At 76.8% G+C, this 26,073-nt stretch carries 27 protein-coding genes, 1 other RNA gene and 1 pseudogene; 13 read left to right on the forward strand and 16 right to left on the reverse strand.

All coding sequences use genetic code 11. The features are described from left to right. Nucleotides 1-33 precede the first annotated feature (33 nt). The 4 genes from P9841_RS03185 to P9841_RS03200 all read right to left on the reverse strand — a co-directional run bounded on the left by P9841_RS03185 (nucleotide 34) and on the right by P9841_RS03200 (nucleotide 4,867). Nucleotides 34-441 (reverse strand): TIGR03618 family F420-dependent PPOX class oxidoreductase, encoded by a 408-nt coding sequence (locus tag P9841_RS03185; RefSeq protein WP_283320665.1) that lies wholly within the window; start codon nucleotides 439-441, stop codon nucleotides 34-36. A gap of 64 nt (nucleotides 442-505) precedes the next feature. After that, nucleotides 506-775 carry a hypothetical protein gene (locus tag P9841_RS03190; RefSeq protein WP_283320666.1) on the reverse strand — a complete coding sequence of 90 codons (270 nt, stop codon included), beginning with the start codon at nucleotides 773-775 and terminating at the stop codon, nucleotides 506-508. Between the two features lie 145 nt (nucleotides 776-920). Beyond that, on the reverse strand, nucleotides 921-2,180 hold the full coding sequence (locus tag P9841_RS03195; RefSeq protein WP_283320667.1) for a carboxylate-amine ligase: 1,260 nt from the start codon (nucleotides 2,178-2,180) through the stop codon (nucleotides 921-923). 68 nt (nucleotides 2,181-2,248) lie between these two features. After that, nucleotides 2,249-4,867 carry a SpoIIE family protein phosphatase gene (locus P9841_RS03200; RefSeq protein WP_283320668.1) on the reverse strand — a complete coding sequence of 873 codons (2,619 nt, stop codon included), beginning with the start codon at nucleotides 4,865-4,867 and terminating at the stop codon, nucleotides 2,249-2,251. A gap of 163 nt (nucleotides 4,868-5,030) precedes the next feature. Between P9841_RS03200 and P9841_RS03205 the strand changes: the two genes are divergently transcribed. After that, nucleotides 5,031-6,242 (forward strand): AI-2E family transporter, encoded by a 1,212-nt coding sequence (locus P9841_RS03205; protein WP_283320669.1) that lies wholly within the window; start codon nucleotides 5,031-5,033, stop codon nucleotides 6,240-6,242. A 9-nt stretch (nucleotides 6,243-6,251) separates the two neighbouring features. Then, the gene (locus P9841_RS03210; protein WP_283320670.1) at nucleotides 6,252-6,443 is read left to right on the forward strand and encodes a hypothetical protein; all 192 of its coding nucleotides are present in this window, start codon (nucleotides 6,252-6,254) and stop codon (nucleotides 6,441-6,443) included. A 51-nt stretch (nucleotides 6,444-6,494) separates the two neighbouring features. On the opposite strand, the gene P9841_RS03215 is transcribed toward P9841_RS03210, so the two are convergent. Next, nucleotides 6,495-9,656: a bifunctional [glutamine synthetase] adenylyltransferase/[glutamine synthetase]-adenylyl-L-tyrosine phosphorylase gene (locus P9841_RS03215; protein WP_283320671.1), complete on the reverse strand. Its 3,162-nt coding sequence runs from the start codon at nucleotides 9,654-9,656 to the stop codon at nucleotides 6,495-6,497. 69 nt (nucleotides 9,657-9,725) lie between these two features. Continuing rightward, on the reverse strand, nucleotides 9,726-11,063 hold the full coding sequence (locus tag P9841_RS03220; protein WP_283320672.1) for a glutamine synthetase family protein: 1,338 nt from the start codon (nucleotides 11,061-11,063) through the stop codon (nucleotides 9,726-9,728). 96 nt (nucleotides 11,064-11,159) lie between these two features. Here P9841_RS03220 and P9841_RS03225 point away from each other — a divergent pair, with 96 nt between their 5' ends. The 4 genes and pseudogenes from P9841_RS03225 to P9841_RS03240 all read left to right on the forward strand — a co-directional run bounded on the left by P9841_RS03225 (nucleotide 11,160) and on the right by P9841_RS03240 (nucleotide 15,856). Next, a complete protein-coding gene (locus tag P9841_RS03225) occupies nucleotides 11,160-12,905 on the forward strand; it encodes an NAD+ synthase (RefSeq protein ID WP_283320673.1) in 1,746 nt (581 codons plus the stop codon). Next, nucleotides 12,905-13,732 (forward strand): 3-methyl-2-oxobutanoate hydroxymethyltransferase, encoded by an 828-nt coding sequence (gene panB, locus P9841_RS03230; RefSeq protein ID WP_283320674.1) that lies wholly within the window; start codon nucleotides 12,905-12,907, stop codon nucleotides 13,730-13,732. Before P9841_RS03225 ends, panB begins: the two co-directional genes overlap by 1 nt. Before the next feature lie 847 nt (nucleotides 13,733-14,579). Beyond that, nucleotides 14,580-14,942 (forward strand): annotated as a pseudogene (locus tag P9841_RS03235) (endonuclease/exonuclease/phosphatase family protein); the annotation flags it as partial. A gap of 143 nt (nucleotides 14,943-15,085) precedes the next feature. Then, nucleotides 15,086-15,856: a M15 family metallopeptidase gene (locus P9841_RS03240; protein ID WP_283320675.1), complete on the forward strand. Its 771-nt coding sequence runs from the start codon at nucleotides 15,086-15,088 to the stop codon at nucleotides 15,854-15,856. 46 nt (nucleotides 15,857-15,902) lie between these two features. Here the strand turns inward: P9841_RS03240 and P9841_RS03245 are convergent, their stop codons facing one another. After that, nucleotides 15,903-16,079, reverse strand: coding sequence for an SPOR domain-containing protein (locus tag P9841_RS03245; protein ID WP_283320676.1), 177 nt, complete (start codon nucleotides 16,077-16,079; stop codon nucleotides 15,903-15,905). 66 nt (nucleotides 16,080-16,145) lie between these two features. Between P9841_RS03245 and map the strand changes: the two genes are divergently transcribed. The 4 genes from map (at nucleotide 16,146) to P9841_RS03265 (ending at nucleotide 18,512) form a co-directional block, all read left to right on the forward strand. Next, nucleotides 16,146-17,018: a type I methionyl aminopeptidase gene (gene map, locus P9841_RS03250; RefSeq protein WP_459349086.1), complete on the forward strand. Its 873-nt coding sequence runs from the start codon at nucleotides 16,146-16,148 to the stop codon at nucleotides 17,016-17,018. Continuing rightward, a complete protein-coding gene (ppgK, locus tag P9841_RS03255) occupies nucleotides 17,015-17,812 on the forward strand; it encodes a polyphosphate--glucose phosphotransferase (protein ID WP_283320677.1) in 798 nt (265 codons plus the stop codon). Before map ends, ppgK begins: the two co-directional genes overlap by 4 nt. Before the next feature lie 61 nt (nucleotides 17,813-17,873). Continuing rightward, complete coding sequence (locus P9841_RS03260) at nucleotides 17,874-18,299, forward strand: VOC family protein (protein ID WP_283320678.1); 426 nt, start codon at nucleotides 17,874-17,876, stop codon at nucleotides 18,297-18,299. A gap of 39 nt (nucleotides 18,300-18,338) precedes the next feature. Further along, entirely contained in the window at nucleotides 18,339-18,512 is a 174-nt protein-coding gene (locus tag P9841_RS03265; protein ID WP_283320679.1) for a CsbD family protein, read from the forward strand. Nucleotides 18,513-18,588: 76 nt separating this feature from the next. Here the strand turns inward: P9841_RS03265 and P9841_RS03270 are convergent, their stop codons facing one another. Continuing rightward, nucleotides 18,589-18,921, reverse strand: coding sequence for a hypothetical protein (locus P9841_RS03270; protein WP_283320680.1), 333 nt, complete (start codon nucleotides 18,919-18,921; stop codon nucleotides 18,589-18,591). A gap of 133 nt (nucleotides 18,922-19,054) precedes the next feature. Further along, nucleotides 19,055-19,576 carry a GNAT family N-acetyltransferase gene (locus tag P9841_RS03275; protein ID WP_502848371.1) on the reverse strand — a complete coding sequence of 174 codons (522 nt, stop codon included), beginning with the start codon at nucleotides 19,574-19,576 and terminating at the stop codon, nucleotides 19,055-19,057. A gap of 111 nt (nucleotides 19,577-19,687) precedes the next feature. Here P9841_RS03275 and P9841_RS03280 point away from each other — a divergent pair, with 111 nt between their 5' ends. Continuing rightward, entirely contained in the window at nucleotides 19,688-19,990 is a 303-nt protein-coding gene (locus P9841_RS03280; RefSeq protein WP_283320681.1) for a hypothetical protein, read from the forward strand. Nucleotides 19,991-20,125: 135 nt separating this feature from the next. On the opposite strand, the gene P9841_RS03285 is transcribed toward P9841_RS03280, so the two are convergent. Continuing rightward, nucleotides 20,126-20,353, reverse strand: coding sequence for a hypothetical protein (locus P9841_RS03285; protein ID WP_283320682.1), 228 nt, complete (start codon nucleotides 20,351-20,353; stop codon nucleotides 20,126-20,128). Nucleotides 20,354-20,525: 172 nt separating this feature from the next. Here P9841_RS03285 and P9841_RS03290 point away from each other — a divergent pair, with 172 nt between their 5' ends. Beyond that, a complete protein-coding gene (locus P9841_RS03290) occupies nucleotides 20,526-21,035 on the forward strand; it encodes a CAP domain-containing protein (RefSeq protein ID WP_283320683.1) in 510 nt (169 codons plus the stop codon). A 48-nt stretch (nucleotides 21,036-21,083) separates the two neighbouring features. Here the strand turns inward: P9841_RS03290 and P9841_RS03295 are convergent, their stop codons facing one another. The 3 genes from P9841_RS03295 to rnpB all read right to left on the reverse strand — a co-directional run bounded on the left by P9841_RS03295 (nucleotide 21,084) and on the right by rnpB (nucleotide 22,451). Next, on the reverse strand, nucleotides 21,084-21,563 hold the full coding sequence (locus tag P9841_RS03295; RefSeq protein WP_349306951.1) for a GAF domain-containing protein: 480 nt from the start codon (nucleotides 21,561-21,563) through the stop codon (nucleotides 21,084-21,086). Between the two features lie 209 nt (nucleotides 21,564-21,772). Further along, the gene (locus P9841_RS03300) at nucleotides 21,773-21,949 is read right to left on the reverse strand and encodes a hypothetical protein (RefSeq protein WP_283320685.1); all 177 of its coding nucleotides are present in this window, start codon (nucleotides 21,947-21,949) and stop codon (nucleotides 21,773-21,775) included. A 115-nt stretch (nucleotides 21,950-22,064) separates the two neighbouring features. Continuing rightward, nucleotides 22,065-22,451, reverse strand: an RNA gene (rnpB, locus tag P9841_RS03305) — RNase P RNA component class A. A 59-nt stretch (nucleotides 22,452-22,510) separates the two neighbouring features. On the opposite strand from rnpB, the gene P9841_RS03310 reads away from it, so the two are divergent. Then, entirely contained in the window at nucleotides 22,511-23,296 is a 786-nt protein-coding gene (locus P9841_RS03310; protein WP_283320686.1) for a YaaA family protein, read from the forward strand. Between the two features lie 24 nt (nucleotides 23,297-23,320). Here P9841_RS03310 and P9841_RS03315 read toward each other — a convergent pair whose 3' ends face one another. Genes P9841_RS03315 through P9841_RS03325 form a run of 3 tightly spaced genes read right to left on the reverse strand, consistent with a single transcriptional unit; the run spans nucleotide 23,321 to nucleotide 26,015 of the window. Beyond that, entirely contained in the window at nucleotides 23,321-24,097 is a 777-nt protein-coding gene (locus P9841_RS03315; RefSeq protein ID WP_283320687.1) for a histidine phosphatase family protein, read from the reverse strand. After that, nucleotides 24,097-24,837: a zinc ribbon domain-containing protein gene (locus P9841_RS03320; RefSeq protein WP_283320688.1), complete on the reverse strand. Its 741-nt coding sequence runs from the start codon at nucleotides 24,835-24,837 to the stop codon at nucleotides 24,097-24,099. Before P9841_RS03320 ends, P9841_RS03315 begins: the two co-directional genes overlap by 1 nt. Beyond that, nucleotides 24,834-26,015: a Nif3-like dinuclear metal center hexameric protein gene (locus P9841_RS03325; RefSeq protein ID WP_283321843.1), complete on the reverse strand. Its 1,182-nt coding sequence runs from the start codon at nucleotides 26,013-26,015 to the stop codon at nucleotides 24,834-24,836. Before P9841_RS03325 ends, P9841_RS03320 begins: the two co-directional genes overlap by 4 nt. Nucleotides 26,016-26,073 lie beyond the last annotated feature (58 nt).

The raw sequence follows: 26,073 nt of genomic DNA on the forward strand, positions 1-26,073 counted from the left end.
GGCGCGGTCGAGCTGCCGGTCGCGACCTGCCGGTCACGCGCGGTGCGCGCCCCAGCCGTGCCAGCGCTCGACCTCCACCACCGCGTCCCACCGGGGGCTCTCGCGGTCCGGGTACGGGTGCCCGGTGTAGTGCCGCGACAGCCGGTCGATGCCCGAGCGGTCGACGTCCTCCGTCAGCTCCACGACCCGCCCCACCAGGGTGACGTGCGTGTACCAGTCGTCGCCGTCGAGCACGGTCAGCGTCACGCGGGGGTCGCGACGCAGGTGCCGCAGCCGCACCCGGGAGCCGTCCAGGTTGAGCAGCACCCGGCCGTCCTCCCGCCAGAGGTACCAGGTGGCGGCGGACACGGGCGTGCCGTCGGACCGGAGCGTCGCCATCACGGCGGGGTTCGGGCGCCGCAGCATGGCGACGGCGTCGGGGGGCAGGGGCGGACGGGCCACGACGGGCACCTCCTCCGGGGTGAGGGGACGCGCACCAGTCTGCCGGGCGGCGCGCCGCCCCGCCTCACCAGCCCGAGACGCGCCGCAGCCCGGTCGCCGGGGTGAGCTGGACGAGAGCGGTGCCGCCCGCGTCCTCGACCTCGAGGCTCACGGCCGCCGCCCGGCCCTGCTGGTGGCGCGCCACCCACTCGAGCACCTCGAGCACGTCGCCCGCGCCCACGAGCCGCCAGCGCTCCGCCGGCCGGCCCGCCGAGGTGTGCAGGTCCACGACGTACACGGGGTCGTCGACCTGCACCCACGAGTACCGCGCACCCGCGTCCCGCACCGCCTGCATGGTCGTCCCCTCCGGTCGTCCGCGCCTGCGGCCAGTCTCGGCGCGGGCGGTGAACGCCGGACGACGGCGAGGTGGCCGGGGCGGGGCGGGTGCGCGGACGGCGGGCGGACGCCGGGGCGTCGCGGCGCCCGGCGTGGCCCCGCGCTCACACCGCCGACCGCCGCACCATCCCGGCGAGCCCGGCGCGGGCCGCCTCCTCCCGCTGCCACGTCGCCCCGGTGCCCCGGGCGAGCACCTGCTCCGCGCGCCGCTCGGCGACGGCCCGGTCGCCGGTCGCCTCGAGGGCCGGCGCGACGTGCGCGAGCAGCGCCGCCACGGCGGACCCCGCCGGCACCGGCAGCCCCGAGAGCGGGTGCAGCAGCTCGCCCGACACCCCGGACCGGCTCGCCCGCCAGGCCGCGAGCCGCAGCAGCCCCGTGTCGACGGCCGGTGCCGGCAGGCCCGCGCGCCACTCCCGGGCGGCGGTGTCGACCAGGCCGCGCGCGAGCGCCGCGACCAGCACGGCGTCCTCGACGTCCCGGCACACGTCCGCCACGCGCACCTCGACCGTCGGGTACCGGTGCGACAGCCGGGCGTCGGCGTAGAGCATGCCGGCGTCGAGCAGCACGCCGGAGTCCAGGTACCGGCGCAGCCGCTCGCGGTACGCCGCCACCGAGCCGTACAGGTCGGCCGGGCCGGTCGTGGGCCACCGCCACCACACCTGCGTGCGGTAGCCGGCGTACCCGGTGTCCTCGCCGTCCGCGAAGGGCGAGTTGGCCGCGAGCGCCGCCACGACGGGCAGCCAGACCCGCACGCGGTCGAGCACGGCGACCCCCTCCCGCGCCGACCGCACCGCGACGTGCACGTGGCAGCCGCACGTCAGCTGCTGGAGGCACGTCAGCGCGAACCGGTCGCGGATCGCCTCGTACCGGGCGTCGTGCGTCAGCGAGGGCCGGCCCGGCAGCGGGGCGGTCGCGAGCGGCACCGCCAGCACCCCCGCCGCCCGGGCGGCGCGCCCGGCGCACGCGCGCAGCAGCCGCAGGTCGTCCTCCACGGCACCGAGCGCCGTGCGCGGGGGCGTGGCGGTCTCGACCTGCTCCTGCTGCAGCTCGGAGGTCAGCAGCGGCGCCCCGGCGGCGTCGGCGGCGAGCGCGAGCACCGCCGGCGCCACCGGCACCGCCCGTCCGCTGCCGGGGTCCACCAGCAGCAGCTCCTCCTCGACGCCCACGGTCCGCACGGCGGCGGACCGGTCGGGGAACCGGTCGACGACGTGGTCCGGCACCCGCTGACCCGCGCCGGCCGGCAGCCACGCCGGCGGGCCCGCCGGCGCCTCGGGCGGCGCATCCAGGCACGGCTCGGGGACCCGGCCCGGGCCCGGCGGGAACGTCGTCGCCGACCCGCCGGCCGTGGACGTCGGCAGCTCCATCGCAGGCCCCCTCGCGTGCGTGGGCGGGCGCGCCCCGACCACCGGGGCGCCGCACCGTCCGCCCAGCGTCACACGTCCGCGCCCGACCCGCCATCGACGTCCGGCCCTGGTCCCGCGCCCTCCTCGGTCCCGTCCTGGAGGGCCAGGTGGGCCACCAGCAGGGCGATGTCGTCGTCGGGGGCGTCGCCGGCCGTGCCGCGGCTGAGCACCGCGTCGGCCAGCCACGCGGCGTCGAGCACGGCGTGCTCCCCGGCCCGCCGGCGGGCCTCGGGCACCAGCCGTGCGACCAGCTCCGCCAGGCGGTCCAGGCCGTCCTGCAGGTGCTCGCCGCGCCGCTCCACCAGGCCGTCCGTGAACAGCAGGACCGTCGAGCCGCGCGGCACGGGCACCTGCGCGTCGGTGCGGCCGCCGCCCGCGGTGACCCCGAGCACCAGCTCCGGCTCGGTGCGCAGCTCGCGCACGGTGCCGTCCGGGGTGACGAGCAGCGGTGGCAGGTGCCCCGCGTTCGTCCAGCGCAGCGTGGTCCGCCCCGCCGCCCGGTCCTCGGCGCCCTGCTCGAGGCGCAGGACGACGGCGGACGCCATCGCCTCCACCCGCAGCCGCTCCATCGTCGTGTCGAGGGCGGTGAGCATCTGCGCGGGCGTGCCGCCGCTCGTCGCCCCGATGCCGCGCAGCAGCGTGCGGACCTGGCTCATCGCCGCCGCCGCGTGGCGGTCGTGGCCCATGACGTCGCCGATCACCAGCACCGTCGCGCCGTCCGGCTGGACGAACGCGTCGTACCAGTCGCCGCCGACCTGCGCCGCGCTCGCGGCGGGGACGTAGCGGACCGCGAGGTCGAGGTCCGGCGGCTGCGCCGGCGCGGTCAGGAGCGCGCGCTGCAGCGTCTCGGCCATCCGCCGCTGGCCCTGGTAGAGCTGCGCGTTGTCGAGCGCGACCCCCGCGCGGTCCGCCACCTGCACCAGGAGTGCGACGTCCTCGTCCGCGAGGTCCGGCTGGTCGTCGTCGAGGAACAGGGTGATGGCGCCGACGGTGCGCCCACGGGCGCGCATCGGCACCGCGTACGCGGCACGCGGGGCCAGGCCGAGCAGCACGTCGCGCGCCTCGCCGCTCAGGAGCACGGAGATCCGCTCCGTCGCGTCCGGCACCACCACCAGCTCGCCGCTGCGCAGCGCCCGGTGCAGGTAGGACCCGGGCGCGAGCGCTCCGAGGCGCAGCCGGGCGTAGCGCGCGACGGCGGGGCGCAGGTGCGGCTCGGCGTGCCAGCCCGCGATGTCGCGCAGCCGGTGCTCCTCGTCCCAGAGCGTCACCAGGCACCAGGAGCCGAACTCGCGGACGAGGTGCCGCGCGAGCCGGCCGACGGCGTAGTCCGTGTCGAGCGTCGAGCTGAGGTCGTCGCTCACGGTGGCCAGGACGGCGAGCCGGTGGGTCGCCGCGTCCGCCGCGGTGCGGGCCAGCAGGCGCTGCTCCTCGGCGCGCCGCCGGCCGGTGACGTCGTGGAAGTACACCGACAGGCCGTCCGGCCCGGGAAACGCCCGCACCTCGTACCAGGCGTCGAGCGGGGGCGGGTAGTACGCCTCGAACGACCGCGGCTCCCCCGCCGCGACCGCGCCGCGGTAGTGCTCCTCGAACGCCGAGCCCGGGGCGGACGGGAAGACGTCCCAGACCACCTCGCCGAGCAGCTCGCCGCGACCGCGGCCCAGGAGCCGCTCCGCCTCGGCGTTCACGTACGCGAACCGCCACGCGCCGTCCAGCAGGAAGAACGCCGTGGACATCGTCTCGAGCACGCGCGCGATCCGGGCGTCCGCGTCACGCTCGGCGGTCGTGTCGTACGCCGCGCCCAGCACCCGCTCCGCCGCGCCGTCCGGTCCGGCGAGCGCCAGGCCCTGCGCCTTCACCCAGCGGACCGCCCCGTCCGGGTGCACCACCCGGTACTCGGCGGTGTAGCGGGCGACGCCGTCCACCGCCTCCCGGAGCGCCGCGTGCACCCGCGGCCGGTCGTCCGGGTGCACGCACGCGGTGAACGCCTCGATCGTCCCGCCGAACGTGCCCGGCTCCAGGCCGAACAGCAGGTGGAGCTGGTCGTCCCACACGAGCGCGCCCGTGCGCAGGTCCCAGTCGAAGCTCCCCACCCCGCCCGCCGTGACGGCGAGGTGCCAGCGCACGCGGTCCGCCTCGTAGTCGACGGCCAGCGCGGACAGCTCGAGCTCCGCGACCGCCGACGCGGCCAGGTCCACCAGCGCCGCGACCTCGTCGGGGGTCCACGACCGGACACGGGAGTCGTGGACACCGAGCGCGCCGACGACGCGGCCCCCCGACGTCACCAGGGGGACGCCCAGGTACGCGCACCACAGGCCCGCCTCGACCTCGGCGAGCCCGCGCAGCCGGACGTCGTCGCGGGCGTCGGCCACCACCAGCGGCCCGCCCAGCCGCGCGACCACCTCGGCCAGCGCCTCGGGCGCGGCGGGCGACGTGCCGTCCGTGGCGGCCGTGCCGTCGGACGGCGCCGGGACCTCGTCGAGCAGCGTGGCGCGGGCGGACGGCGCGGAGAGCAGCCGGGCGGCCAGCCGTTCCAGGCGCGCGAGGAACAGGTCCCGGGACGCCTCGGGCCCGGCGTGCGGACCGGCAGGCGTGCTCGCGTCGGCGTCCTGCCCCCGCGGCGGCAGCGGCCGTGGCGGATGCTCGGGCACGGGTCCCTCCATCCGGTCGCGTCCTCGCCCAGCATAGGCGAGACGGTCCTGCGTGCCGCGGCGAGCCGGCCCCGCTCACGACTCACGCGAGGCGCTGACCTGCACGGAGCCGTCCGCGAGTACCCTGACGGCGCCCCCACTCGGCCGACCACCGGAGCCCCGCATGACCGACCACGAGGACCCCGCACCGGTCTCGACGGACTCCGCCGCGGCACCCCCCGCCACGGCGGCCACAGCGGCCACGGCGGTCCCGGCGGACCCCCGCCGGCCGCCGCGGTGGCTGCCGCGCGCGCTGGTCATGGCGGTCGCCGCCGTGTTCGCCGGCATCCTCGTCTGGCGCGCCGCCTCGATGCTCGGCAACGTCTTCACGATCCTGGTGATCTCCTGGTTCCTCGCCCTGGCGATGGAGCCGATGATCCTGTGGCTCGGCCGGCGCGGCGTGAAGCGCCCGCTCGCCACCGGCATCACGATGCTCGGCTCCCTGGTGGTAGGGATCGGCGTGCTCGCGCTGCTGGGCGGCCTGTTCGTCAACCAGCTCGTCGCGCTCGTCCAGTCCATCCCCGGCTACTACGCCGACCTGCGCGGGTTCCTCGACGACCGGTTCGAGGTCACGCTGCCGCGCACCGACGAGCTGCTCACCAACGCCGGCGACTACGTGGACGACATCGCCCCGGGCGTCATCGGCGTCGGCACGTCCATCGCCGGCGGCCTGTTCACCGCCACCGCCGTGCTGCTCGTCGTGTACTACATGGCCAGCGCCGGCCCCCGGTTCCGCGCGTCCGTGTGCCGCTACCTGGCGCCCGACCGGCAGCGCGAGGTGCTGCGGCTCTGGGAGGTCTCGCAGGACAAGGTCGCCGGCTTCATCACCTCGCGGATCGCCCTCGCGGCCATCTCGACCGCCGCGACCTGGGTGTTCCTCGCCGTGCTCGGCATCCCGTACGCGCTGCCCCTGGCGACGTTCACCGGGCTCGTCTCGCAGTTCGTCCCGACGGTCGGCACGTACATCGGCGGCGCCCTGCCGGTGCTCGTGGCGCTGTCGGTGTCCCCGCTGCGGTCGCTCGCCGTGCTGGCGTTCATCATCGCCTACCAGCAGGTCGAGAACCTGTTCCTCACCCCGAAGGTCTCGCAGCGCTCGCTCGCGCTGAACCCCGCCGTGGCGTTCCTGTCGGTGATCGCGTTCGGGGCGGTCTTCGGGCCGCTCGGGGCGTTCCTGTCGCTGCCGGTGGTCGCGACCGTGCAGGCCGTCGCCTCGACGTACGTGCGTCGGCACGAGCTCGTGGACTCCGCGCTGCTCCAGGACGAGCAGCCCGGCCGCACCCGGGCCCCGGAGGCGGAGCTGCGGCCCCCGGTCGCGCCGCCCTCCGACCCGGCCTAGCGTCGAGGCATGACCGACGGCACCGACGACTGGATCCCCGACTCCCCCGCCGACGACCCGGACGCGGTCGACGGCCCCGACGCCCCCGACCTCGGCGGGGTGGACCGCGGCGACGACGTCGCGCAGGACCTCCAGGAGAACCTCGAGGACGGCGCGCTCGGCCGCAGCCCGGTCCCGGACCCGGTCGAGCCCCCGGACTGACGGGCTGACGGGGCCGGGCCCCCTCGGGCGCGACCCGACGCCCCCAGGCCGTCAGGCGTAGAACACGGCCTCGACCACCGCCCGGGCGCGGCGCGACGCCCGCAGCCACGCGTCCTCCAGCTCCTGCGCGGAGCCCGACGGGTAGCCGACCACCGCCGCGAGCCCCGTCATCACGCGCCGGTCGTGCGGCAGCACGTCGGCGTGCGCGCCGCCCGTCCGCCCGGTCCACAGCACCAGCGCGTCCCGCAGCCGGGACGCCAGCTCCCACGCCTCGACGAGCACCGCGGTGTCGTCCTCGCCGAGCAGCCCCGCGTCGCGCGCGGCCGCCAGCGCCTCGAGCGTCGACGGCGTGCGCAGGGCGGGGTGCTCGTGCGCGTGGCGGAGCTGCAGCAGCTGTGCCGTCCACTCGACGTCCGCGATGCCGCCCCGCCCGAGCTTGAGGTGCCGCGTGGGGTCGACGCCGCGCGGCAGCCGCTCGGACTCGACGCGGGCCTTGATGCGCCGCACCTCGCGGACGCCGGCCGGGTCCAGCCCGCCCTCGGGGTACCGCAGCGGGTCGACGAGGGCCACGAAGCGCTCCCCGAGCGCCGCGTCGCCCGCCACCGGCCGCGCGCGCAGCAGCGCCTGGCTCTCCCAGACCAGCGACCAGCGCGCGTAGTACTCGGCGTAGGCGTCGAACGAGCGCACCAGCGGACCGTTGCGCCCCTCGGGCCGCAGGTCCGCGTCGACCTCGAGCGCCGGCTCCGGGCCGACCGCCCCGAGCAGCGCCCGCAGCCGCGTCGCCACCCCGGTCGCGAACGCCTGCGCGAGCTGCGGGTCCGCGTCCGGCACGGGGTCGTGCACGAACAGCACGTCCGCGTCGGACGTGTAGCCCATCTCGCGCCCGCCGAGCCGCCCCATCGCGACCACCAGCAGCGCCGTCGGGTCCGCGTCCAGGTGCCGCGCGGCGCGCTCCTCCCACGCCGCCACCCGCAGCGCGCCGGCGAGCAGCACCTCCGCCGTGACGGTCAGGCTGCGCGAGGCGCGCGTGCCCGTCACGACGCCGAGCACGTCGGCGACCGCGGTGCGCGCCAGCTCGCGGCGCCGCATCGCCCGCAGCGCGCCGACGGCCTGCACCGGCTCGTCCGCGCGGGTGAGGATCGCGTCCGCCTCCGCCACGAGGCGCTCGTGGCTGCGCGGCTCCAGCTCGGCGTCCTCGTCCAGCCACACGACGGACTCGGGCGACCGGCCGAGCGCGTCGGCCACGTAGCGCGACGTCGAGAGCGCCCGCGCGAGCCGCTCGGCGGCCGTGCCGGAGTCGCGCAGCAGCTTGAGGTACCAGTGCGTGCCGCCGAGCGTCTCGGAGAGGCGGCGGAACGCCAGCAGCCCGCCGTCGGGGTCCGGCCCGTCGGCGAACCAGCCGATCATCACCGGCAGCAGCTGGCGCTGGATCGCCGCCCGCCGGGACACCCCCTCCGTGAGCGCCGCGATGTGCCGCAGGGCGCCCGCCGGGTCGCGGTAGCCGATCGCCGCGAGCCGCTCCCGCGCGGCCTCCGGGGCGAGCGCGGCCTCCTCCGTCGAGAGCTGCGCGGTGGCCGGCAGCAGCGGGCGGTAGAACAGCGCCTCGTGCAGGTGCCGCACGTCGCGGCGCACCTGCCGCCACCGCTCGAGCAGGCCCGCGGCCCCCTCCGTGCGCATCCCCACCGACCGGGCGAGGCGGCGCAGGTCCGCCTCCGCGGTCGGCATCAGGTGGGTGCGCCGCAGCCGGTGCAGCTGGATGCGGTGCTCGACCGCGCGCAGGAACCGGTAGCAGACCGCGAGCTGCGCGGCGTGCTCCCGGCCGACGTAGCCACCGGCGGACAGGGCGGCGAGGGCGGTGAGCGTGTTGCCGCTGCGGATCTCCGGGTCGGACCGCCCGTGGACGAGCTGCAGCAGCTGCACCGTGAACTCCACGTCCCGCAGGCCGCCGACGCCGAGCTTGATCTGCCGGTCCGCCTCCGCCGCGGGCACGTGCCGCTCGACGCGCCGCCGCATGGCCTGCGAGTCCTCGACGAAGTTCTCCCGCCGCACCGCCTGCCAGACCAGCGGGTTCAGCGCCGCGACGTAGGCGTCCCCCAGCTCCCGGTCCCCCGCGAGGGGGCGCGCCTTGAGCAGCGCCTGGAACTCCCAGGTCTTCGCCCAGCGCCCGTAGTAGGACACGTGGGAGTCGAGCGTGCGGACCAGCGGCCCGTCCTTGCCCTCCGGCCGCAGCGCCGCGTCCACCGGCCACAGCTCCGGCTCCCCCGACGGCCCGGCGCACGCGCGCGCCAGCGCGGTCGCCAGGCGGGTGCCGGCGGCCAGGGCCTCGGCCTCGTCGACCCCCGCGACGGGCTCCGCGACGTATACGACGTCCACGTCGCTGACGTAGTTGAGCTCCCGGCCGCCCGTCTTGCCCATGCCGATCACCGCGAGCCGGACCGACCGGCCGTGGTCGTCGAGCTCGGCGCGCGCCAGCGCCAGGGCGGCCTCGAGCGCGGCCGCCGCCAGGTCCGCGAGCGCGGCCGCGACGCCCGGCAGCCGGGTGAGCGGCTCCCCGCTCGTCAGGTCGGTCGCGGCGATGCGCTGCAGCCGCGCCCGGTACGCCCGGCGCATCGCGTCGACGCCCCCGGGGCCGCCCGGGTCCGCGACCGGGACGTCCGCGTCGGGGTCCGCGCCGACGGCGAGCAGCAGCTCCGCGCGCACCTCGGCCGCCGGGACGCCGGTCCCGGGCTCCTCGTCCAGCACCACGTCCAGGTGCTCGGGGTGCGCGCACAGGTCGTCCCCGAGCGCCACCGAGGCGCCGAGCACGGCGAGCAGGCGGGCTCGCGGCGCGCCGTCCTCGGTGAGCACGGCACGGAGCCGCTCGCGGCGCGCGGCGTCGTCGAGCACGGCGCCCGCGATCTTCGCCAGCGACAGCAGCGCCTGGTCGGGGTCCGCGGCCTCGGCGAGCGCCGGCACCAGCGCGGCGGGCTCGACCGGGCCGTCGGGCGCGGCACCCGGGCCGGACGACGCCGACGGGGACGTCTCCCGCGCGCCGGCCTCCCCGGCGTCCGCGTCCCGCGCGGGGTCGTCCGCGCCGGCGTCCGGGTCGCCGCCCAGCAGCCGCACGAGCGCGGCGTCGGCGAGCAGCCGCTCCGCGCGCGCGGCGTCCGCGAACCCGGCGCGGGTCAGGCGACCCGCCAGCGTGCTGCCCCGACCGACCGACGTGCTGCTCACGCGCTCACGCTACCCAGCGGCAGCGCCCCCGCGCGCCGACCGTCCACGGCCCGCCCGCGTACCCGCGGGTCAGAGCATCGGCAGGAAGCGGCGCAGCTCGTACGGCGTGACCTGCGCGCGGTACTCCTCCCACTCCTGGCGCTTGTTGCGCAGGACGTAGTCGAAGACGTGCTCGCCCAGCGCCTCGGCCACCAGCTCGGACTTCTCCATCACGGCGATCGCGGCCTCGAGCGAGGCGGGCAGGGGCTCGATGCCCAGCGCGCGGCGCTCGGAGTCGGTCAGCTCCCACACGTCGTCGTCGGCGCCCTCGGGCAGCTCGTAGCCCTCCTCGACGCCCTTGAGGCCGGCGGCGAGCAGCAGCGCGAACGCCAGGTACGGGTTGGTCGCCGAGTCCACGCCGCGGTACTCGATGCGCGAGGAGTTGGACTTGCCGGGCTTGTACATCGGCACCCGCACCAGCGCGGACCGGTTGTTGTGGCCCCAGCAGATGTACGACGGCGCCTCGGAGCCGCCCCACAGCCGCTTGTAGGAGTTCGTGAACTGGTTCGTCACGGCCGTGATCTCGGCGGCGTGCCGCAGCAGGCCCGCGATGAACGAGCGGGCCGTCTTGGACAGGTCCAGGTGCGCGCCGGGCTCGTGGAACGCGTTGCGGTCGCCCTCGAAGAGCGACAGGTGCGTGTGCATCCCGGAGCCCGGCTGGTCGGCCAGCGGCTTCGGCATGAAGGACGCGAAGACGCCCTGCTCCAGGGCGACCTCCTTCACGACCGTCCGGAACGTCATGATGTTGTCGGCCGTGGTCAGCGCGTCGGCGTACCGCAGGTCGATCTCGTTCTGGCCCGGGCCGGCCTCGTGGTGGGAGAACTCCACCGAGATGCCCATCGACTCGAGCATCGTGATCGCGGCGCGCCGGAAGTCGTGCGCGGTGCCGCGCGGCACGTGGTCGAAGTAGCCGCCCTGGTCGACGGGGACCAGCGGCTGCGCCGGGTCGGCGGGCGCCTCGAACAGGTAGAACTCGACCTCGGGGTGCGTGTAGAAGGTGAAGCCCTTCTCGCTCGCCCGGGCCAGCGCGCGCTTGAGCACGTTACGGGAGTCGGCCAGCGACGGCTCGCCCTCGGGCGTGAGGATGTCGCAGAACATCCGCGCGGTGCCGTGCCGCTCCCCGCGCCAGGGCAGCACCTGGAACGTCGTCGGGTCGGGCTTGGCGATCATGTCCGCCTCGTACACCCGGGTCAGGCCCTCGATCGAGGAGCCGTCGAACCCGATGCCCTCCGAGAACGCCGCCTCCAGCTCCGCGGGCGCGACGGCCACCGACTTGAGGGTCCCGAGCACGTCGGTGAACCAGAGCCGGATGAATCGGATGTCGCGCTCCTCCACCGTGCGGAGGACGAACTCCTGCTGCCTGTCCATGCGGTACATCCTGCCTGATCCGGGGCCGCCGTGGCCGCCGCACCACGCCGCCGGGGGCCGCTGGCTGCGCCCGGTCCACCCGAATAGGCTCGCGGCATGCCCGACCAGCACGACACCCGCGCGCTGCGCGTCGCCCTCGCCCAGATCGACACCTGCGTCGGCGACCTCGCCGGCAACGTCGACGCGGTCCTCACGTGGGCGCGCCGCGCGGCCGACGCCGGGGCCGACCTCGTCGCGTTCCCGGAGATGACCGTGACGGGCTACCCCATCGAGGACCTGGCGCTGCGCGCGTCGTTCCGGCGGGGCGCGGAGCGGGCGCTGGCCGGGCTCGCGGCGTCCCTCGCGGACGCCGGCCTGGGCGAGCTGACGGTGGTCGTGGGCACGGTCGGCGAGCGCACGACGCGCGAGCACGACGGCGCCCCGGCCCGCCCGACCAACCAGGCCGTCGTCCTGCGCGGCGGGGCCGTGCTGCAGCGCTACGACAAGCACCACCTCCCGAACTACGGCGTGTTCGACGAGTTCCGCATCTTCGCGCCGGGCGGCGAGCCGTCCGTCGTGGACGTCGCGGGGCGCCGCGTGGGCCTGCTGATCTGCGAGGACATCTGGCAGGACGGGCCGGTCGCGGAGCTGTCCGACGACGACCTGGACCTGCTCGTCGTCATCAACGGCTCGCCGTTCGAGGAGGGCAAGGGCCACATCCGCGCCGAGCTCGCCGCCCGCCGCGCCGCCGAGGTCGCCGCGCCGGTCGCCTACGTCAACATGGTGGGCGGGCAGGACGACCTGGTGTTCGACGGCGGCTCGTTCGTCGTCGCGCCCGACGGGCAGCTGCTGGCGTCGGCGCCGCAGTTCGTCGAGCACCTGCTGGTGTGGGACGTCCCGGCGCCCGGCACCGCGCCGTCGCGGGGCGAGGTCGCTGCCCCGCTGCACCCGGACGAGGAGATCTACCGCGCCCTGGAGACCGGGCTGGCCGGCTACGTCCGCAAGAACGGCTTCCGGTCCGTCGTGCTCGGCATGTCCGGCGGTATCGACTCGGCGCTCGTGGCGGCCGTCGCCGCGGACGCGCTGGGCGGCGACCGGGTGGTGGGCGTGTCGATGCCGTCGCGCTGGTCCTCGGACCACTCGAAGGACGACGCCGCCGACCTGGCGCAGCGGATCGGCGCGGACTACCGCGTGCAGCCCATCAAGCCGATGGTCGACGCGTTCGAGGGCGAGATGGCCCTGGACGGCGTCGCGGCCGAGAACCTCCAGGCCCGGGTCCGCGGCGTGATCCTCATGGCCCTGTCGAACGCGGAGGGCCACCTGGTGCTGGCGACCGGCAACAAGACGGAGCTGGCGGTCGGCTACTCGACCATCTACGGCGACGCCGTCGGCGGCTACGCCCCGCTGAAGGACGTCGACAAGTCGCGCGTCTGGGCGCTGGCCAGGTGGCGCAACCACCACGCCGTCGACCGCGGCGAGCTCCCCCCGATCCCGGAGAGCTCCATCACCAAGCCGCCGTCCGCGGAGCTGCGGCCCGGCCAGGTCGACCAGGACTCGCTGCCGCCGTACGACCTCCTGGACCAGGTGCTCGACGCGTACGTGGAGCACGCCGAGGGCCGCGCCGAGCTGCTGGAACGCGGGTTCGACCCGGCGATCGTCGACAAGGTGCTCTCGCTGGTGGACCGGGCCGAGTGGAAGCGGCGGCAGTACCCGCTCGGACCGAAGGTCACGGCCCTGGCGTTCGGGCGGGACCGTAGGCTGCCGATCACGACGCGCTGGCGCGAGCCGGTCGACGAGACCGCCTCCCCGGAGGCCGCCGCGCGCACCACCGGCACCACCAGCGACCCCGTGGAGCAGCACTGATGTCCCAGCACCCCGCCCCCTCACCGGTCCGCCGCGTGCGGGTGCACCACCTCGCGGAGGCCAAGCAGCGCGGCGAGAAGCTGACGATGCTGACGGCCTACGACTTCGCGACCGCGCGGATCTTCGACGACGCCGGCATCGACGTGCTGCTGGTGGGCGACTCCATCGGCAACACGATGCTCGGGCACGCCTCGCCCATCCCGGTGACCGTCGACGAGATGATCCCGCCGACGCGTGCCGTCGTGCGGGCCACGCAGCGCGCCCTCGTGGTCGCCGACCTGCCGTTCGGGTCCTACGAGTCCGGCCCGGCCCAGGCGCTCGCCACGGCCACCCGGTACCTCAAGGAGGCCGGCGCGCACGCGGTGAAGTTCGAGGGCGGCACGCGCGTCGCGCCGCAGATCCGCGCGCTCACCGAGGCGGGCGTCCCGGTGGTCGCGCACCTCGGCTTCACCCCGCAGTCCGAGAACACCCTCGGCGGGCACCGGGTGCAGGGCCGCGGCGACGAGGCGGCCGAGCGGCTCGCCGAGGACGCCGTCGCCGTGCAGGAGGCCGGGGCCGTCGCCGTGGTGCTCGAGATGGTGCCCGCGCCGGTCGCCGCCCGGATCACCGAGGTGCTCACGATCCCGACCATCGGCATCGGCGCCGGGCCGGACTGCGACGGGCAGGTCCTGGTCTGGACCGACATGGCCGGCATGTCCGACTGGTCGCCCCGGTTCGCGAAGGTGTTCGCGCCGGTCGGCGAGCTGCTCGGGCAGGCGGCCCGCGCGTACGCCGCCGAGGTGCGCGGCGGGCAGTTCCCCGACGCCGACCACTCGTTCCTCAGCTGAGCGGGACCGCGCCCGGAAGCGCACCCCGGCGACCGCGGGACGACGTCGACGCGTCGGACGCCCCGGCGGCGGGCGGGCGCCCGGACCCGGCAGGCGCCCCGCGGGCGCTCCGGCGGGTGCTCGGTGCGGTGGCCTGCGTCCTGGTCGCGGGCCTCGTCGTCGCGCTCCTCGCCCCGGACCGGCTCGGGATCGCCGGCCGGTCGCCGTGGGTGCAGCTCGTGGCCCTGCGCGGGCTGGTCGCGGTCGCGCTCGTGCTGGCCGCGGCGGTGCTGCTCGCCGCGGTCGCGGGCTGGGCCCGGGTCGCCGAGAGGACGGGGCTGCGCCCGCCCGGCAGGCGGCTGCCGCTCGTGCTGGCCGCCCTGATGGTCGCGGGCGCCGTGGGTCAGGGCGCGGTGCTGGCCGGACGCGGCCTCGAGGGCGGCGGGCCCGGCACCGCGCGTGCGGACGAGCTGGTCGTGCTGTCGTTCAACACGTTCGGCACTGTGACGGCCGACGAGCTGGCCGCCCTGGTGCAGGAGCAGGACGCCGACGTGGCCGTGCTCGCCGAGACGTCCGGGCGGACCGCGCGTGAGGCCGCGCGCCTGCTCACCGACGCGGGGCGGCCCACCACCGCCCTCGCCGAGGACGCGGTGGGCTCGCGGGCCGACGGGGTCGCCGTGCTGCTGCGGGACGCGCTGGGCGGGTACCGCAGCGCGACGCAGGGGCTGCCGCGACGGACCTCGGCACGTTCGCGGCCGTCGCGACGGGCACGGGCGCGGGCTCCGGAGCGGGCGCGGGCTCCGGCACGGGCTCCGGTGCCGACGCGGGCACAGGCACCGAGGCTCGCCGCGTCCCGCCCGCACCCGGGGTCGTCGTGGCCGTCCACACCCGCGCACCGTCGGCCCGGGGCTCGATGCCGCAGTGGGTCGCGCACGTCCAGGGAGTCGCCGACGTCTGCCGCAGCACCCCCGGCGCGGTCGTCGCGGGCGACCTCAACGCCACGCTCGACCACCCCGGCCTGGCCGACCTGGGCCCGTGCGTGGACGCGGCCGCGGCGACGGGCGCCGCCGGGCTCGGCACCTGGCCCGCCGACGTGCCCCGGGTGCTCGGCGCGCCGATCGACCACGTGCTCGTCGACGCCCGCGTCTGGCGCGTCACCGGGTTCGGCGTGCTGCCGCGCACCGGCACGAGCGACCACCGCCCGGTCGTCGCGCACCTCGCGCGGCGCTGAGCCCGGCACCCGCCGCGGGGCGCCGGGGTACCAGGTCGGAGGTCCCGGGCGCGGGCCCCCGGGGGCGTCGGACGCCGCGGCACGCCGCACCGGGGCCCCGGGGTTCACGCCGGGGACGCGTCCCGCCCTCTAGCCTCGTCCGCATGCGCCGCGACACCGCCGTCGACCCCTCGGGGGCGGCTCGCTCCCCCGCGGGCGCACGGACCGCCGACCGCCCGGGCGCACCCTCGGCCCAGCGGGGGCCCGGCGCACCCGCCCCGGGCCGCCGGCCCCCGGGGCCGCCGCCGCTGCGCCTCACGCGCCGCGGCCTCGTCGTGCTGGGCGTGCTGGCGCTGGCGGTCGTCGGCCTGGTGGTCGCCCTCGTGGTCGCGGTCGTGCGGATCGCGGGCGGCAGCGAGCCCGCCCCGCCGGCCGCGGTGGTCGCGCCGTCGTGCGTGCCGGACCAGACCGAGTCGCTCAACTGCTGGCCGGCCGTCGACGAGGGCGACGACCCGAGCCTGGAGGTCTCGCCCTGGGTGACCGGCCGCCTGCTGGCGGGCGACGTGCGGACCGTCCTGGACCACGTCGCGCAGCGGTTCGACGCCGAGGTGGAACCCGTCGACGTGGCGAGCTCGTGGGGCTGGGCCTACCGGCCCGTGCGGGGCGAGGACGGCGAGGAGGACCGGCTGTCGAACCACGCCTCCGGGACGTCCATCGACCTGAACGCCACGGAGCACCCGCTCGGCGCCACCGGCACGTTCACCGCGGAGCAGGTCGAGGCGATCCGGTCGATCCTCGCGGAGGTCGCGCCCGTCGTCGCGTGGGGCGGGGACTTCGACGGGCGGGTCGACGAGATGCACTTCGAGATCGTGGGCGACGCCGAGGCGGTCGCCGAGGTGGCCGCGCGGCTGACCGGCGCGGCCCCGGAGGGCTGAGCCGCCGGCGGGACGCGCGCGACCCGTCGGCGTCCCCGCTGCCGGGTCAGGACCGCTCGCGGCGGTCCTCCTCGTCCCACGCCTCGGAGCGGGCGCGCGCCTTCTCGAGCGCGTGCTGCGCGGCGTCGCGCGTCGGGTAGGGGCCCATGAGGTGCGCCCACGTCGACTGCTTGCCCTGCTCGACCTGGCCGGTCTGGGTGTTGTAGTAGAACTCGTCGGCCACGGCGGCCTCCCTCGGTGCGCGGGCCCGCGGTCGGCGTGCGGGCCGTCGCTTCGTAGACTGCCAGGCATGACGTCCGTCCACGCGCCGAGGCCGGCGCTCGTCCCGGGCCGCGTCGGCCCGCGGCGCCCGGTCCCCGCGTCCCTCCCGCGCCCCGAGTACGTCGACCGCCCGGCCCCCGAGCCCTACACGGGCAGCGACGTCGTCGCCCCGGAGGTCGTCGAGAGGATCCGGGTGGCCGCCCGCATCGCGGCGCAGGCGCTCGCCGAGGTCGGCCGGCACGTCGCCCCCGGCGTCACGACGGACGAGCTCGACCGCGTCGGGCACGAGTTCCTGCTCGACCACCACGCCTACCCGTCGACGCTCGGCTACCGCGGCTTCCCGAAGTCGCTGTGCACCTCGGTGAACGAGGTCATCTGCCACGGCATCCCCGACTCGACCGTCCTCGAGGACGGCGACATCGTCAACGTCGACATCACCGCGTACACCGGCGGGGTGCACGGGGACAACAACGCGACGTTCCTGGTCGGGGACGTCGACGAGGAGTCGCGGCTGCTGGTCGAGCGCACGCAGGAGGCCCTGGCCCGGGCGATCAAGGCCGTCCGCCCCGGGCGCGAGGTCAACGTCATCGGCCGCGTCATCGAGAAGTACGCGGCCCGCTTCGGGTACGGGGTGGTGCGCGACTACACCGGGCACGGCGTCGGCGAGGCGTTCCACTCCGGGCTGGTCATCCCGCACTACGACGCCGCCCCGCAGTACGACCGGGTCATCGAGCCCGGGATGGTCTTCACCATCGAGCCGATGCTCAACCTCGGCACCCCCGACTGGACGACGTGGGACGACGGGTGGACGGTGGTCACCGCCGACCTGCGCCGCAGCGCCCAGTTCGAGCACACCCTGCTGGTCACCGACACCGGAGCGGAGATCCTCACACTCCCATGAGCGCGCACACCTCCTCCCACGCCCCGAGGGCGTTCGGCATCGACATCGGCGGCTCGGGGATCAAGGGCGCCCCCGTCGACCTGACGACCGGCGAGTTCGCCGCCGACCGGGTCCGCATCCCCACCCCGCAGCCCGCGACCCCCGCCGCCGTGGCGGAGACGGTCGCCGAGCTGGTCGGCCGGTTCGACCTGCCGGACGACACCCCGGTCGGCGTGACGTTCCCGGCCGTCGTGCAGCACGGCGTCGCGCGGTCCGCCGCCAACGTCGACGTCTCGTGGATCGGCACGAACATCGAGCACGTGCTCGGCGAGGCCGTCGGCCGCCCGGTGCTCGCCGTGAACGACGCCGACGCCGCCGGGTACGCCGAGACGCTGTACGGCGCCGCGCGGTCCACGTCCGGCGTGACGTTCATCTGCACGCTCGGCACCGGCATCGGGACCGCGATGGTCGTGGACGGGGTGCTCGTGCCGAACCTCGAGCTGGGGCACCTCGAGATCGACGGGCACGACGCCGAGACCCGCGCCTCGGACGCGGCGCGCGACCGCGAGGGCCTCGACTTCGAGCAGTGGGCCGAGCGGCTGCAGCGCTACTTCGGCGTCATCGAGGACCTGTTCTGGCCGGACCTCATCGTCGTCGGCGGCGGCGTCAGCAAGCACCACGAGAAGTTCCTGCCGCTGCTGCACCTGCGCGCCCCGATCGTGCCCGCGCAGCTGCGCAACGCCGCCGGCATCGTCGGTGCCGCGGCGCTCGCCTCCCGCGCCGCCCGGGCCGCGGCCGGCGCCGCCGCCTCCTGAGCCACCCGCCCCGGCCCCCGCACCACGTGCGCGGGCCGGGGCCCGGCCGTACCGTCCCCGCATGGGACTCGTGGTGAGCCAGCTCTGCATCGACGCGCGCGACCCGGTCGCCCTCGCCCGCTGGTGGCAGCAGGTGCTGGGCTGGCGCGTCGACGAGGACGAGGACGAGGTGGCGCTGGAGCCGCCGGACGCCGCCACCCCGGCGTGGCTGTTCCTCCGCGTCCCCGAGGACAAGCAGGTCAAGAACCGGCTGCACGTCGACCTGCGGCCGCCGGACGGCTCCGACCAGGCCACCGAGCTGGACCGCCTGCTGCGCCTCGGTGCCGTCCCGGTCGACGTCGGTCAGGGCCCCGACGTCACCTGGCACGTGCTCGCCGACCCGGAGGGCAACGAGTTCTGCCTGCTGCGCAGCACGCCGTCACAGCTCGCCGCGCTGCTCGCCGCGGAGGACGCCGCTCGGGATGCGGGCGGAGCGGACCCGGCTTAACGTCGAAGGGCCAGGTCACCGCAGCGCAAGGAGGATCTCATGGGACTCGACGACAAGATCGCGAACGCCGCGGAGAAGGTGTCCGGCAAGGCCAAGGAGGCCGCCGGCCGCGCGAGCGACGACGAGCGTCTCGAGGCCGAGGGCCGGACCGACCAGTCGAAGGCGGACCTCAAGGACGCCGGCGAGAAGGTCAAGGACGCCTTCAAGCACTGACCCCCGCGCCGTGACAGGTGCCCCGCCCCGGTCCCCGGGCGCGGGGCACCGTCGTACCCGGCCCGCGGCCCGGGACTCAGACCGGGTCGTCGCGCAGAGCGGCGGGGCGCACCGGCGTGCGGAACCGCGGGGCGCCGTCCTCGCTCGGCTCCGGCGTCCACCGCCCCGTCGCGCTGAGCCCGACGACGTCGAGGTGCACCTGGGCGATGTCCTCCAGCGGGAGCGGGTAGTTCGGCGCCGAGGTGCGGCTCTCCGCGAGCGGCACGTCGTCCTCCGCGAGCAGCGTCAGGGTCCACGTCACGGCGTCCGCGCCGGCGTGCACGGGCGAGTGCACCAGCAGGTGCCGTGCGCGGCCCGCCTCGGGTCCGCTCAGTGCCGCGATGCGCGGCAGCCGCCGTCCGGTCGTCATCGGTGCCCCCTGCTCGCTCGAGGCCCGGGATTCTCCAGCCCGGTCCAGGGTGGGTCCCGCTGCGGCGCGCCGCCGGGACCTCCGTCCCTGGTGCACCCGCCGGACGGGTGGGTGGGCGGGCGCCGACCTCGCGCTACAGCCGCTTCTCGAGCAGCAGCACGTCCCGCCACTGCCCCGCCAGCGGCCCGTGGGACATCAGCCCGAGCCGCTCGCGCCGCCCGACGACGCGGAACCCGGCGGCCTCGTGGAGAGCGAGGCTCGCGGCGTTCTCGGGGAACACGCCGGACTGCGCGGTCCAGACCCCGGCCGCCGCCGCGGCCTGCAGCAGCGCGTCCATCAGCAGCCTCCCGACGCCGCGCCCGCGGGCCGCCGACGCGACGTACAGCGAGACCTCCACGACTCCCGCGTAGACGCACCGCCCGGACACGGGGCTCGCGGCCACCCAGCCCAGGACGGACCCGGAGTCGTCGACGGCGACCAGGCGGAGGTCCTCCCGGTGGCCCGTGTCGAACTCCTCCCACGTCGGGGGCTCCGCCTGGAACGTCGCGTGACCCGTCGCAATCCCCTCGGCGAACACCGCCAGCACGGCGTCGGCGTGGTCGCCGGTCATCGGCTCGACGTGCACGGTCGCAGCGAGGTGGGTGGCGTTGCCCATGCGGTCCTCCGGTCGTGGTCGTGGCGCGTCCCCATGGTGCCACCGGAGTTCACCCGCACGCCGACGGCGCCCCGCCGTGCCGCCCCGGACCGCGTGCCGGACACTGCCGCCGTGGACCTCGCGCAGACCGTGCCGGGCGGGCTGTCCCTGCTCCGCGCCGCCGTCCCCCTGCTGAACGCGCTGCCCGTGCCTCCCGGCGAGCACCACGACGTCGACCGGCCCGTCCCCGTGACCGTGACGCTGCGCTGGGCGACCGGGGCAGAGCGGCTCGACACGGTCGCCGTGGAGTGGACGCGGACGCTGGTGCGGGTGCGGATCGCCGACCTGCGCGTGATGACGGGGGCGGTGTGGGTGCCGGCCTCGGACGTGCGGCGGCGGGCGTGCGCGGGAGGGCGCGGCTCACGCGCGGGCTGAGGCCGGCGGGTGCGGCTCACGCGCGGGCCCAGGCCGGCGGGCGCGGCTCACGCACCGGCCGAGGCGCATGGGTGCGGCTCACGCGCGGGCCGGCCGCGGCCACTGCTCAGCGCGCCGGCCGGGCGTCGGCCCCGCTCAGGACAGGCGTTCCAGCGTCACGGCCGCGTGGTGCTCGCGCGGCGAGCCCGGACGGGCGCCCCACGACAGCACCCCGCGCTCGACGGCTCCCACGGTGTCCGGCACGGCGCCCTCGTAGCGCGCGCTCGGGTCGTGGGCGAGCCGCTCCGCGAGCTCCGCGACGCCACGGGCGTCCGCCGCCTCGTCCGCCGCGATCCGGGTCATCCGGAAGAGTGTGTCGGTCATCACAGCTCCTTCGTCGGGCCGGTCAGCCCAGGCTACGATCCGGGCGGGCCGGCCGCTCGGTGGCAGCCCCCGCCGGGCGCACCACACCGGCACGTCCCACCGCACCGCCCCAGCAGACCCCGACCGCCGGCGACCGCCCGGTCGTGCGACCGCCGTCCCGGGAGGACCCCCGTTGCGCCAGCGCCTGCGGCTCACCAGCACCCTCGCCCTCGCGGGCCTGCTCGCGGCCACCGGCCCCGCGGCCGCCCTGCCCGCGGTCGCCGCCACGGCCCCGGCGGTGACGGCCGTGCCCGCCGCGACGAAGCCCCCCGTCACCAACGCCGACGCGTCCGAGAAGACCATCCTCCAGCGCACCAACGCGCTGCGCTCCGGAGCCGGCAAGCGCCCGCTGGTCCGCAGCGCGAAGATGGACGCCGTGGCCGCCGCGTGGGCCACCCGCATGGCGACCACGGGCGACTTCCGCCACAACCCGAGCTTCTCCCGGCAGATCCCGTCCGGCTGGCGCATGGCGGGCGAGAACATCGCGATGAACTCCACGAGCGGCGTCACCCTCTACACGCAGTGGAAGAACTCCGCACCGCACCGCGCGAACATGCTCAACGCGTCGTACAACCGCATCGGCATCGGCGCGGTGAAGGTCGGCAACCGGTACTACGGCGTGCAGGTGTTCGGGGCGTACTGACGTCGCCGCCGTCCGGGACGCCGCACCGGGCGTCCCCGGGCGTCCCGGTCAGGGCAGGCGGTCGGGCTCCTGCACCGGGAGCACGAGGCCCCGGGTCCGCACGGCCTCCGCGATCTCCTGGGCGAACCGGTCCATCGCGACCAGCGTGTCCCGGTCCCACGGGTCGACGACGTCCGCGTACAGGTTCAGCGCGAGCGTCGAGTCGGCGTCGACCTGCGCCGGCAGCGCCGCCGCCGACCGGAAGCCCCGCTCGAGCGCGACCGTCCGCCACGCCGGCCAGCGCTCGTCCGCGGCGATGTCCAGCACCAGCTCCCCGCGCAGCTGCTGCAGGGCCGACACGCAGGGCCCGTCGGCCTCCTCGACCTCCACCCGGTCACACTCCGCGGCCCGCTCGCCGCTGCTCGCGACGTACTGCAGCAGGTCGCGCTGGCGCAGGATGATGCTGCACTCGGTCGGCACCCCGACACGCTCCGCGGCCTGGCGGGCGAACGCGTCCAGGAACGCGAACGTCTCGTCGCGGTCGTCCATCTCGGGCACGGGGCACCTCCAGTCGGGGAGAGGAGTCTCCCACGGCTGCGGAGGGCCGGATGACACGGTCGGCGGCGACGCGGCGACACCACGCCCTCCCGCGCCGTCGCCGCCCGCGCCCGCGCCCGGGCGCGGGCGGACGTGCGAGGCGACGACGGCGCTCCCTGGGACGGGGGGCCGCCCGCGCAGCGCCGCGGACGGTCGGCCGGTCAGCGCCGCGACAACGCCGCCGTCGCGACCAGGACGATGCCGACGGGAACCGCGAGCGCCGCTGCCACAAGGCCGACGACGAGCGTGATCGTCGGGGCCACCGCCCACCCGATCGCGAGCAGCAGCACGACCACGAGGGTGATCGCCCACGGTCGTCCCGTGCCTCGCCGCTCCATCCCGCCATCGTCGCAGAGTCGTCACGTGGGCGTGCGTGTTCCGGCGCGTCCGGTCGGGTTGAGCGCCGACCCGACGGCTGCCACGGTCGCCGCGCGGGTCGGCGACCGGACGGTGCGGATGAGCTGGCCGGTACGCCGGGTTCTGTCCCCGTGCGCGGTTGCCCCCGCACGGGTGGCGGCCATCCATCTACGACGCACGTCGCCGTGCGCCTCCAGCGGCCTACCCGGGAGCTCGGGCGGGCAGCCCTCGAACGCTCCCTGTCTGGCCTTGCTCCGGGTGGGGTTTACCGAGCCGTGCCGGTCACCCGGCACGCTGGTGGTCTCTTACACCACCGTTTCACCCTTACCCCCTCACGGCCCGGAGGTCGTGCGGGGGCGGTCTGTTCTCTGTGGCACTGTCCCGCGGGTCACCCCGGGTGGGTGTTACCCACCACCCTGCCCTGTGGAGCCCGGACGTTCCTCGGCGAGCCTTCCGGCTCGACGCGGCCGCCTGGCCAGCTCATCCGCGGCCCCAGCCTACCCGGTCCGCGGACCCGCCGAGCGCCGCCTACAGTGCGGGGCGTGCTGATCCTCCTGCCGCCCTCCGAGGGCAAGACCGCTCCCGTGCGGGGCGACCGCCTGGACCTGTCCGCCCTGTCGGAGCCGGTGCTCACGCCGGTGCGGGAGCGGGTGCTGGACGCGCTGGTCGCGGTGAGCGCGCGGCCGGACGCGGCGGAGGTGCTGGGCGTGGGTGCGGGGATCGCGGACGAGGTCGCCCGCAACACCGCCCTGCGGGAGGCTCCGACGGCGGCGGCGAAGCGGGTGTACACCGGCGTGCTGTACGCGGCGGCGGGGCTGGACCGGCTGACGCCGGCGGCGCGGCGGCGCGCGGCCGCGTCGGTCGGGGTGGTGTCGGGGCTGTGGGGGCTGGTCGGCCCGGAGGACCCGATCCCGGCGTACCGGTTGTCGATGGGCGTCGACCTGCCCGGTGCCGGGCCGCTCGCGGCGACCTGGCGGGAGCCGCTTCGGGGGGTGCTGGACCCGCGCGCGGCGTCCGGGGAGCTGGTCGTGGACTGCCGGTCGGCGACCTACCTCGCGGCATGGCGGCCGGCACGGGACGTGCACCGGACGTGGGTGCAGGTGCGGGTGCTGCGTGAGGTCGCGGGGCACCGCTCGGTGGTGTCGCACCACGCGAAGCACACCCGCGGGGTGCTGACCCGCCACCTGGTGACGCGCCGCGGGCGCGAGCCACGGACGGCCCAGGAGCTCGCCCGGGCGGCGTCCGAGCTGGTCGGGACCGAGCTGCTCGCGGTGGAGCTGGACGCGCCGGCGACGGGCGCGGCGACGCTGTCGCTCGTCGTCGCCTGACGCGGCGCGCAGGGAGCGCCCGGCTCAGCCCCGCCCGGTCCACCCCTCGCTCGGCGCACCGGCCACGGCGACCTCGTCCCGCTTGTCCTCGAACAGCCGGATGATGCTGACCGACGCCGGGGCGACGCGGAGCTGGCTCCACGAGCCGGGCTGCGCGCCCATGGTGCGACCGAGCGCCGCGCGGATCGCCACGGCGTGCGAGACGACCACGACGGTCCGGTCGGTGCCCGCGGCGAGCAGCCCGTCGAGCCCCGCGCCGATGCGCCGCCCGACGTCCGCGATGGACTCGCCGCCCTCGGGCCGCACGTCCGCGCGGGTGTGCCACGGCTCGAGCTGCCCGGGCCAGCGCTCCTCGATCTGCTCGGCGGTGAGCCCCTGCCAGGCGCCGAAGTCGGCCTCCTGGAACGCGGCGTCGACCCGCGGCGTGAGGCCGAGCTTCTGCCCGATCACGGCCGCCGTCTCCTGCGTCCGGACCATCGGCGAGGCGATCAGCTCGGTGGGGAACGGGATGTCGCCCCACAGGTCGTGACCGACGCGGCAGACCAGCTCCCCCGCCGCCGCAGCCTGCTCCCGGCCGCGGTCCGTCAGCGACGGGCCGGGCTCCGACGAGCCGGAGTACCCGCGCGAGACCGTCATCTCGGTCTCGCCGTGCCGGACGAGGATGACCGTCGTCGGCAGCGCGTCGTCGAACCGCACGCCGGCGCCGGACGGCCGGACGGGCCGCCGCGACGGCGCGGGGCTGCCGGCCCCGGGCTCCAGCGGCGCGGACGTGCTGCCCGGGCCCGGTCCGTCGGCCGCCATCAGTACGCGTCCTCGCCGCGCACGAGGATGCGGCCGGAGTCCTCGCAGTACACGATCTCGTCCTCGGGGGTGGCCTTGATCTTGGCCAGCTCGGTGGCGGGGACCGGCAGGCCGCTGCCCTCGGACCGGCCCCGGCGCAGCGCGGCCACGGCGACCCCGCCGAGCCGCGAGCGCAGCCGGTCGTACAGCTGGATCAGCCGCTCCTCCAGGGGCGCGGCCATCGCGTCGCGCTCGGCCCGCACCTGCACGGCCTGCTGGTCGAGCACCTCGACCTCGGCGTCCCGCTCGGCGGCGACCCCGGCCCGCTCGTTGAGCAGCGCGGCGTGGGCGGTGGTGAGCTCGCCGAGCGCCGCCTCGTGGGCCTCGAGCCGCTCCATCGCCTCCAGCTCGACGTCCTCCAGGTCGCCCTGACGGCGGGCCAGCGACGCCAGCTCGCTCTGCAGCGCCTGGAGGTCCTTCGCGGAGCCCGCGCCGGAGTCGAGCCGGGCCTGGTCCCGTGCGGCGCGGTCGCGCACCTGCTGGACGTCCGCCTCGGCCTTGGTGACCTCGCGGCGGATGTCGCCGACGGCGGTGCGGGAGGCGGCGATGGCGGTGTCCAGGTCGGCGAGCTGGGCGTCGAGCTCGGCGATCCTCGCGTGCTTCATCAGCGCGGCCCGCTTGTGCGCGATCTGGTCGAGCCGGGTGTCGAGCGCCTGGAGGTCGAGCAGCCGCTTCTGGTCCTGCGGGGTCGCCTTGGTCACGGGTGGTGTCCTTCCGACGGGTCGGTGCTGCGGGGGTCCGCCGGGACGCGGCCGGTCCACGGGTCGGTGCGCACGGTGCTGACGCGCGTGTCCACCGTAGTGCCGTGCGCGGCCAGGTCGGCGCGCAGGTCACGCTCCGCCCCGGGCAGCCACGGCCACTCCGACGCGAAGTGCGCGGCGTCGACGAGGTACGGCGGGCTGGCGGCGGCGCCGCGGGCGGCGAACTCGGCCTGCTCGCGCAGCTCGGACGCGGGGTGGTGGCGCAGGTCGGCGGTGACGTAGACGTCGGCGCCGGACGCGCGCACCGCGTCGAACAGCGAGTCGCCCGCGCCGCCGACGACGGCGACCGTGCGGACCGTCGCGTCGCGCGGCCCGGCGTACCGGATGCCCTGGACGGTGGCGGGCAGCGCCGCGGCGACGCGCTCGGCGAACCGGTGCAGCGTGAGCGGCTCGGGGAGGTGCCCGACGCGCCCCGTGCCGGTGGCACCGTCCCGGCGCGCGAGCTCCAGCACGTCGAACGCCGGCTCCTCGTACGGGTGGGCGGCCCGCATCGCCGCCACGACGGCCGCCCGCGACCGGCGCGGGGCGACCATCTCGACGCGCGCCTCGACGACGTGCGCGACCTCGCCCGCCCGGCCGATCGCGGGCGACGCCCCCTCGGTCGGCGTGAACGTCCCCTCGCCGGTGGCGGTCCACGCGCACCGGCGGTACTCCCCCAGCGCGCCGGCGCCCGCGGCGGCCAGCGCGTCCACGAGCCGCTCCGCGTCGGCCGCGGGGACGAAGACGACGTGCTTGTCCAGCGCCTGCGCCGGCGCGGGGACCAGCGGGCGCGCGTCCTGGAGGCCCAGCAGCCGGGCGAGCTCGTCCGCGACCCCGCCGACCGCCGCGTCCGCGTTGGTGTGCGCGGCGTACAGCGCGATGCCGGCGCGGATCAGCCGGTGCAGCAGCGCGCCCTTCGCGGTGGTCGCCGCGACGGAGTGCACGCCGCGCAGCAGCAGCGGGTGGTGCACGACGACGAGGTCCGCACCCCACGCGACGGCCTCGTCGACGACCGCCGCGACCGGGTCGACCGCCAGCAGCACCTTGCGCACCGGCTGGTCGGGGTCGCCGGTGACGAGGCCGACGCGGTCCCAGGACTCGGCGGAGCCCGGCGGGTACCGGCGCTCCAGCAGCCGCACGACGTCGGCGAGCGTCGCGACGGGCGCGCTCGCGGCGCCGGAGGTCGGGGTGGGAGGG

The sequence above is a fragment of the Cellulomonas sp. ES6 genome, from assembly GCF_030053835.1.
In the GTDB taxonomy this organism is placed as follows: domain Bacteria; phylum Actinomycetota; class Actinomycetes; order Actinomycetales; family Cellulomonadaceae; genus Cellulomonas.

What these genes read in the sequence shown, in the direction of transcription:
- map (WP_459349086.1), top strand. Translation starts at nt 16,146, where the DNA reads ATGACGTCCGTCCACGCGCCGAGGCCGGCGCTCGTCCCGGGCCGCGTC.
- P9841_RS03295 (WP_349306951.1), bottom strand. Translation starts at nt 21,563, where the DNA reads ATGGACGACCGCGACGAGACGTTCGCGTTCCTGGACGCGTTCGCCCGC.
- P9841_RS03260 (WP_283320678.1), top strand. Translation starts at nt 17,874, where the DNA reads ATGGGACTCGTGGTGAGCCAGCTCTGCATCGACGCGCGCGACCCGGTC.
- P9841_RS03210 (WP_283320670.1), top strand. Translation starts at nt 6,252, where the DNA reads ATGACCGACGGCACCGACGACTGGATCCCCGACTCCCCCGCCGACGAC.
- P9841_RS03275 (WP_502848371.1), bottom strand. Translation starts at nt 19,576, where the DNA reads ATGGGCAACGCCACCCACCTCGCTGCGACCGTGCACGTCGAGCCGATG.
- P9841_RS03270 (WP_283320680.1), bottom strand. Translation starts at nt 18,921, where the DNA reads ATGACGACCGGACGGCGGCTGCCGCGCATCGCGGCACTGAGCGGACCC.
- P9841_RS03190 (WP_283320666.1), bottom strand. Translation starts at nt 775, where the DNA reads ATGCAGGCGGTGCGGGACGCGGGTGCGCGGTACTCGTGGGTGCAGGTC.
- P9841_RS03315 (WP_283320687.1), bottom strand. Translation starts at nt 24,097, where the DNA reads ATGGCGGCCGACGGACCGGGCCCGGGCAGCACGTCCGCGCCGCTGGAG.
- panB (WP_283320674.1), top strand. Translation starts at nt 12,905, where the DNA reads ATGTCCCAGCACCCCGCCCCCTCACCGGTCCGCCGCGTGCGGGTGCAC.
- P9841_RS03205 (WP_283320669.1), top strand. Translation starts at nt 5,031, where the DNA reads ATGACCGACCACGAGGACCCCGCACCGGTCTCGACGGACTCCGCCGCG.
- ppgK (WP_283320677.1), top strand. Translation starts at nt 17,015, where the DNA reads ATGAGCGCGCACACCTCCTCCCACGCCCCGAGGGCGTTCGGCATCGAC.
- P9841_RS03285 (WP_283320682.1), bottom strand. Translation starts at nt 20,353, where the DNA reads ATGACCGACACACTCTTCCGGATGACCCGGATCGCGGCGGACGAGGCG.
- P9841_RS03240 (WP_283320675.1), top strand. Translation starts at nt 15,086, where the DNA reads ATGCGCCGCGACACCGCCGTCGACCCCTCGGGGGCGGCTCGCTCCCCC.
- P9841_RS03300 (WP_283320685.1), bottom strand. Translation starts at nt 21,949, where the DNA reads ATGGAGCGGCGAGGCACGGGACGACCGTGGGCGATCACCCTCGTGGTC.
- P9841_RS03220 (WP_283320672.1), bottom strand. Translation starts at nt 11,063, where the DNA reads ATGGACAGGCAGCAGGAGTTCGTCCTCCGCACGGTGGAGGAGCGCGAC.
- P9841_RS03195 (WP_283320667.1), bottom strand. Translation starts at nt 2,180, where the DNA reads ATGGAGCTGCCGACGTCCACGGCCGGCGGGTCGGCGACGACGTTCCCG.
- P9841_RS03265 (WP_283320679.1), top strand. Translation starts at nt 18,339, where the DNA reads ATGGGACTCGACGACAAGATCGCGAACGCCGCGGAGAAGGTGTCCGGC.
- P9841_RS03225 (WP_283320673.1), top strand. Translation starts at nt 11,160, where the DNA reads ATGCCCGACCAGCACGACACCCGCGCGCTGCGCGTCGCCCTCGCCCAG.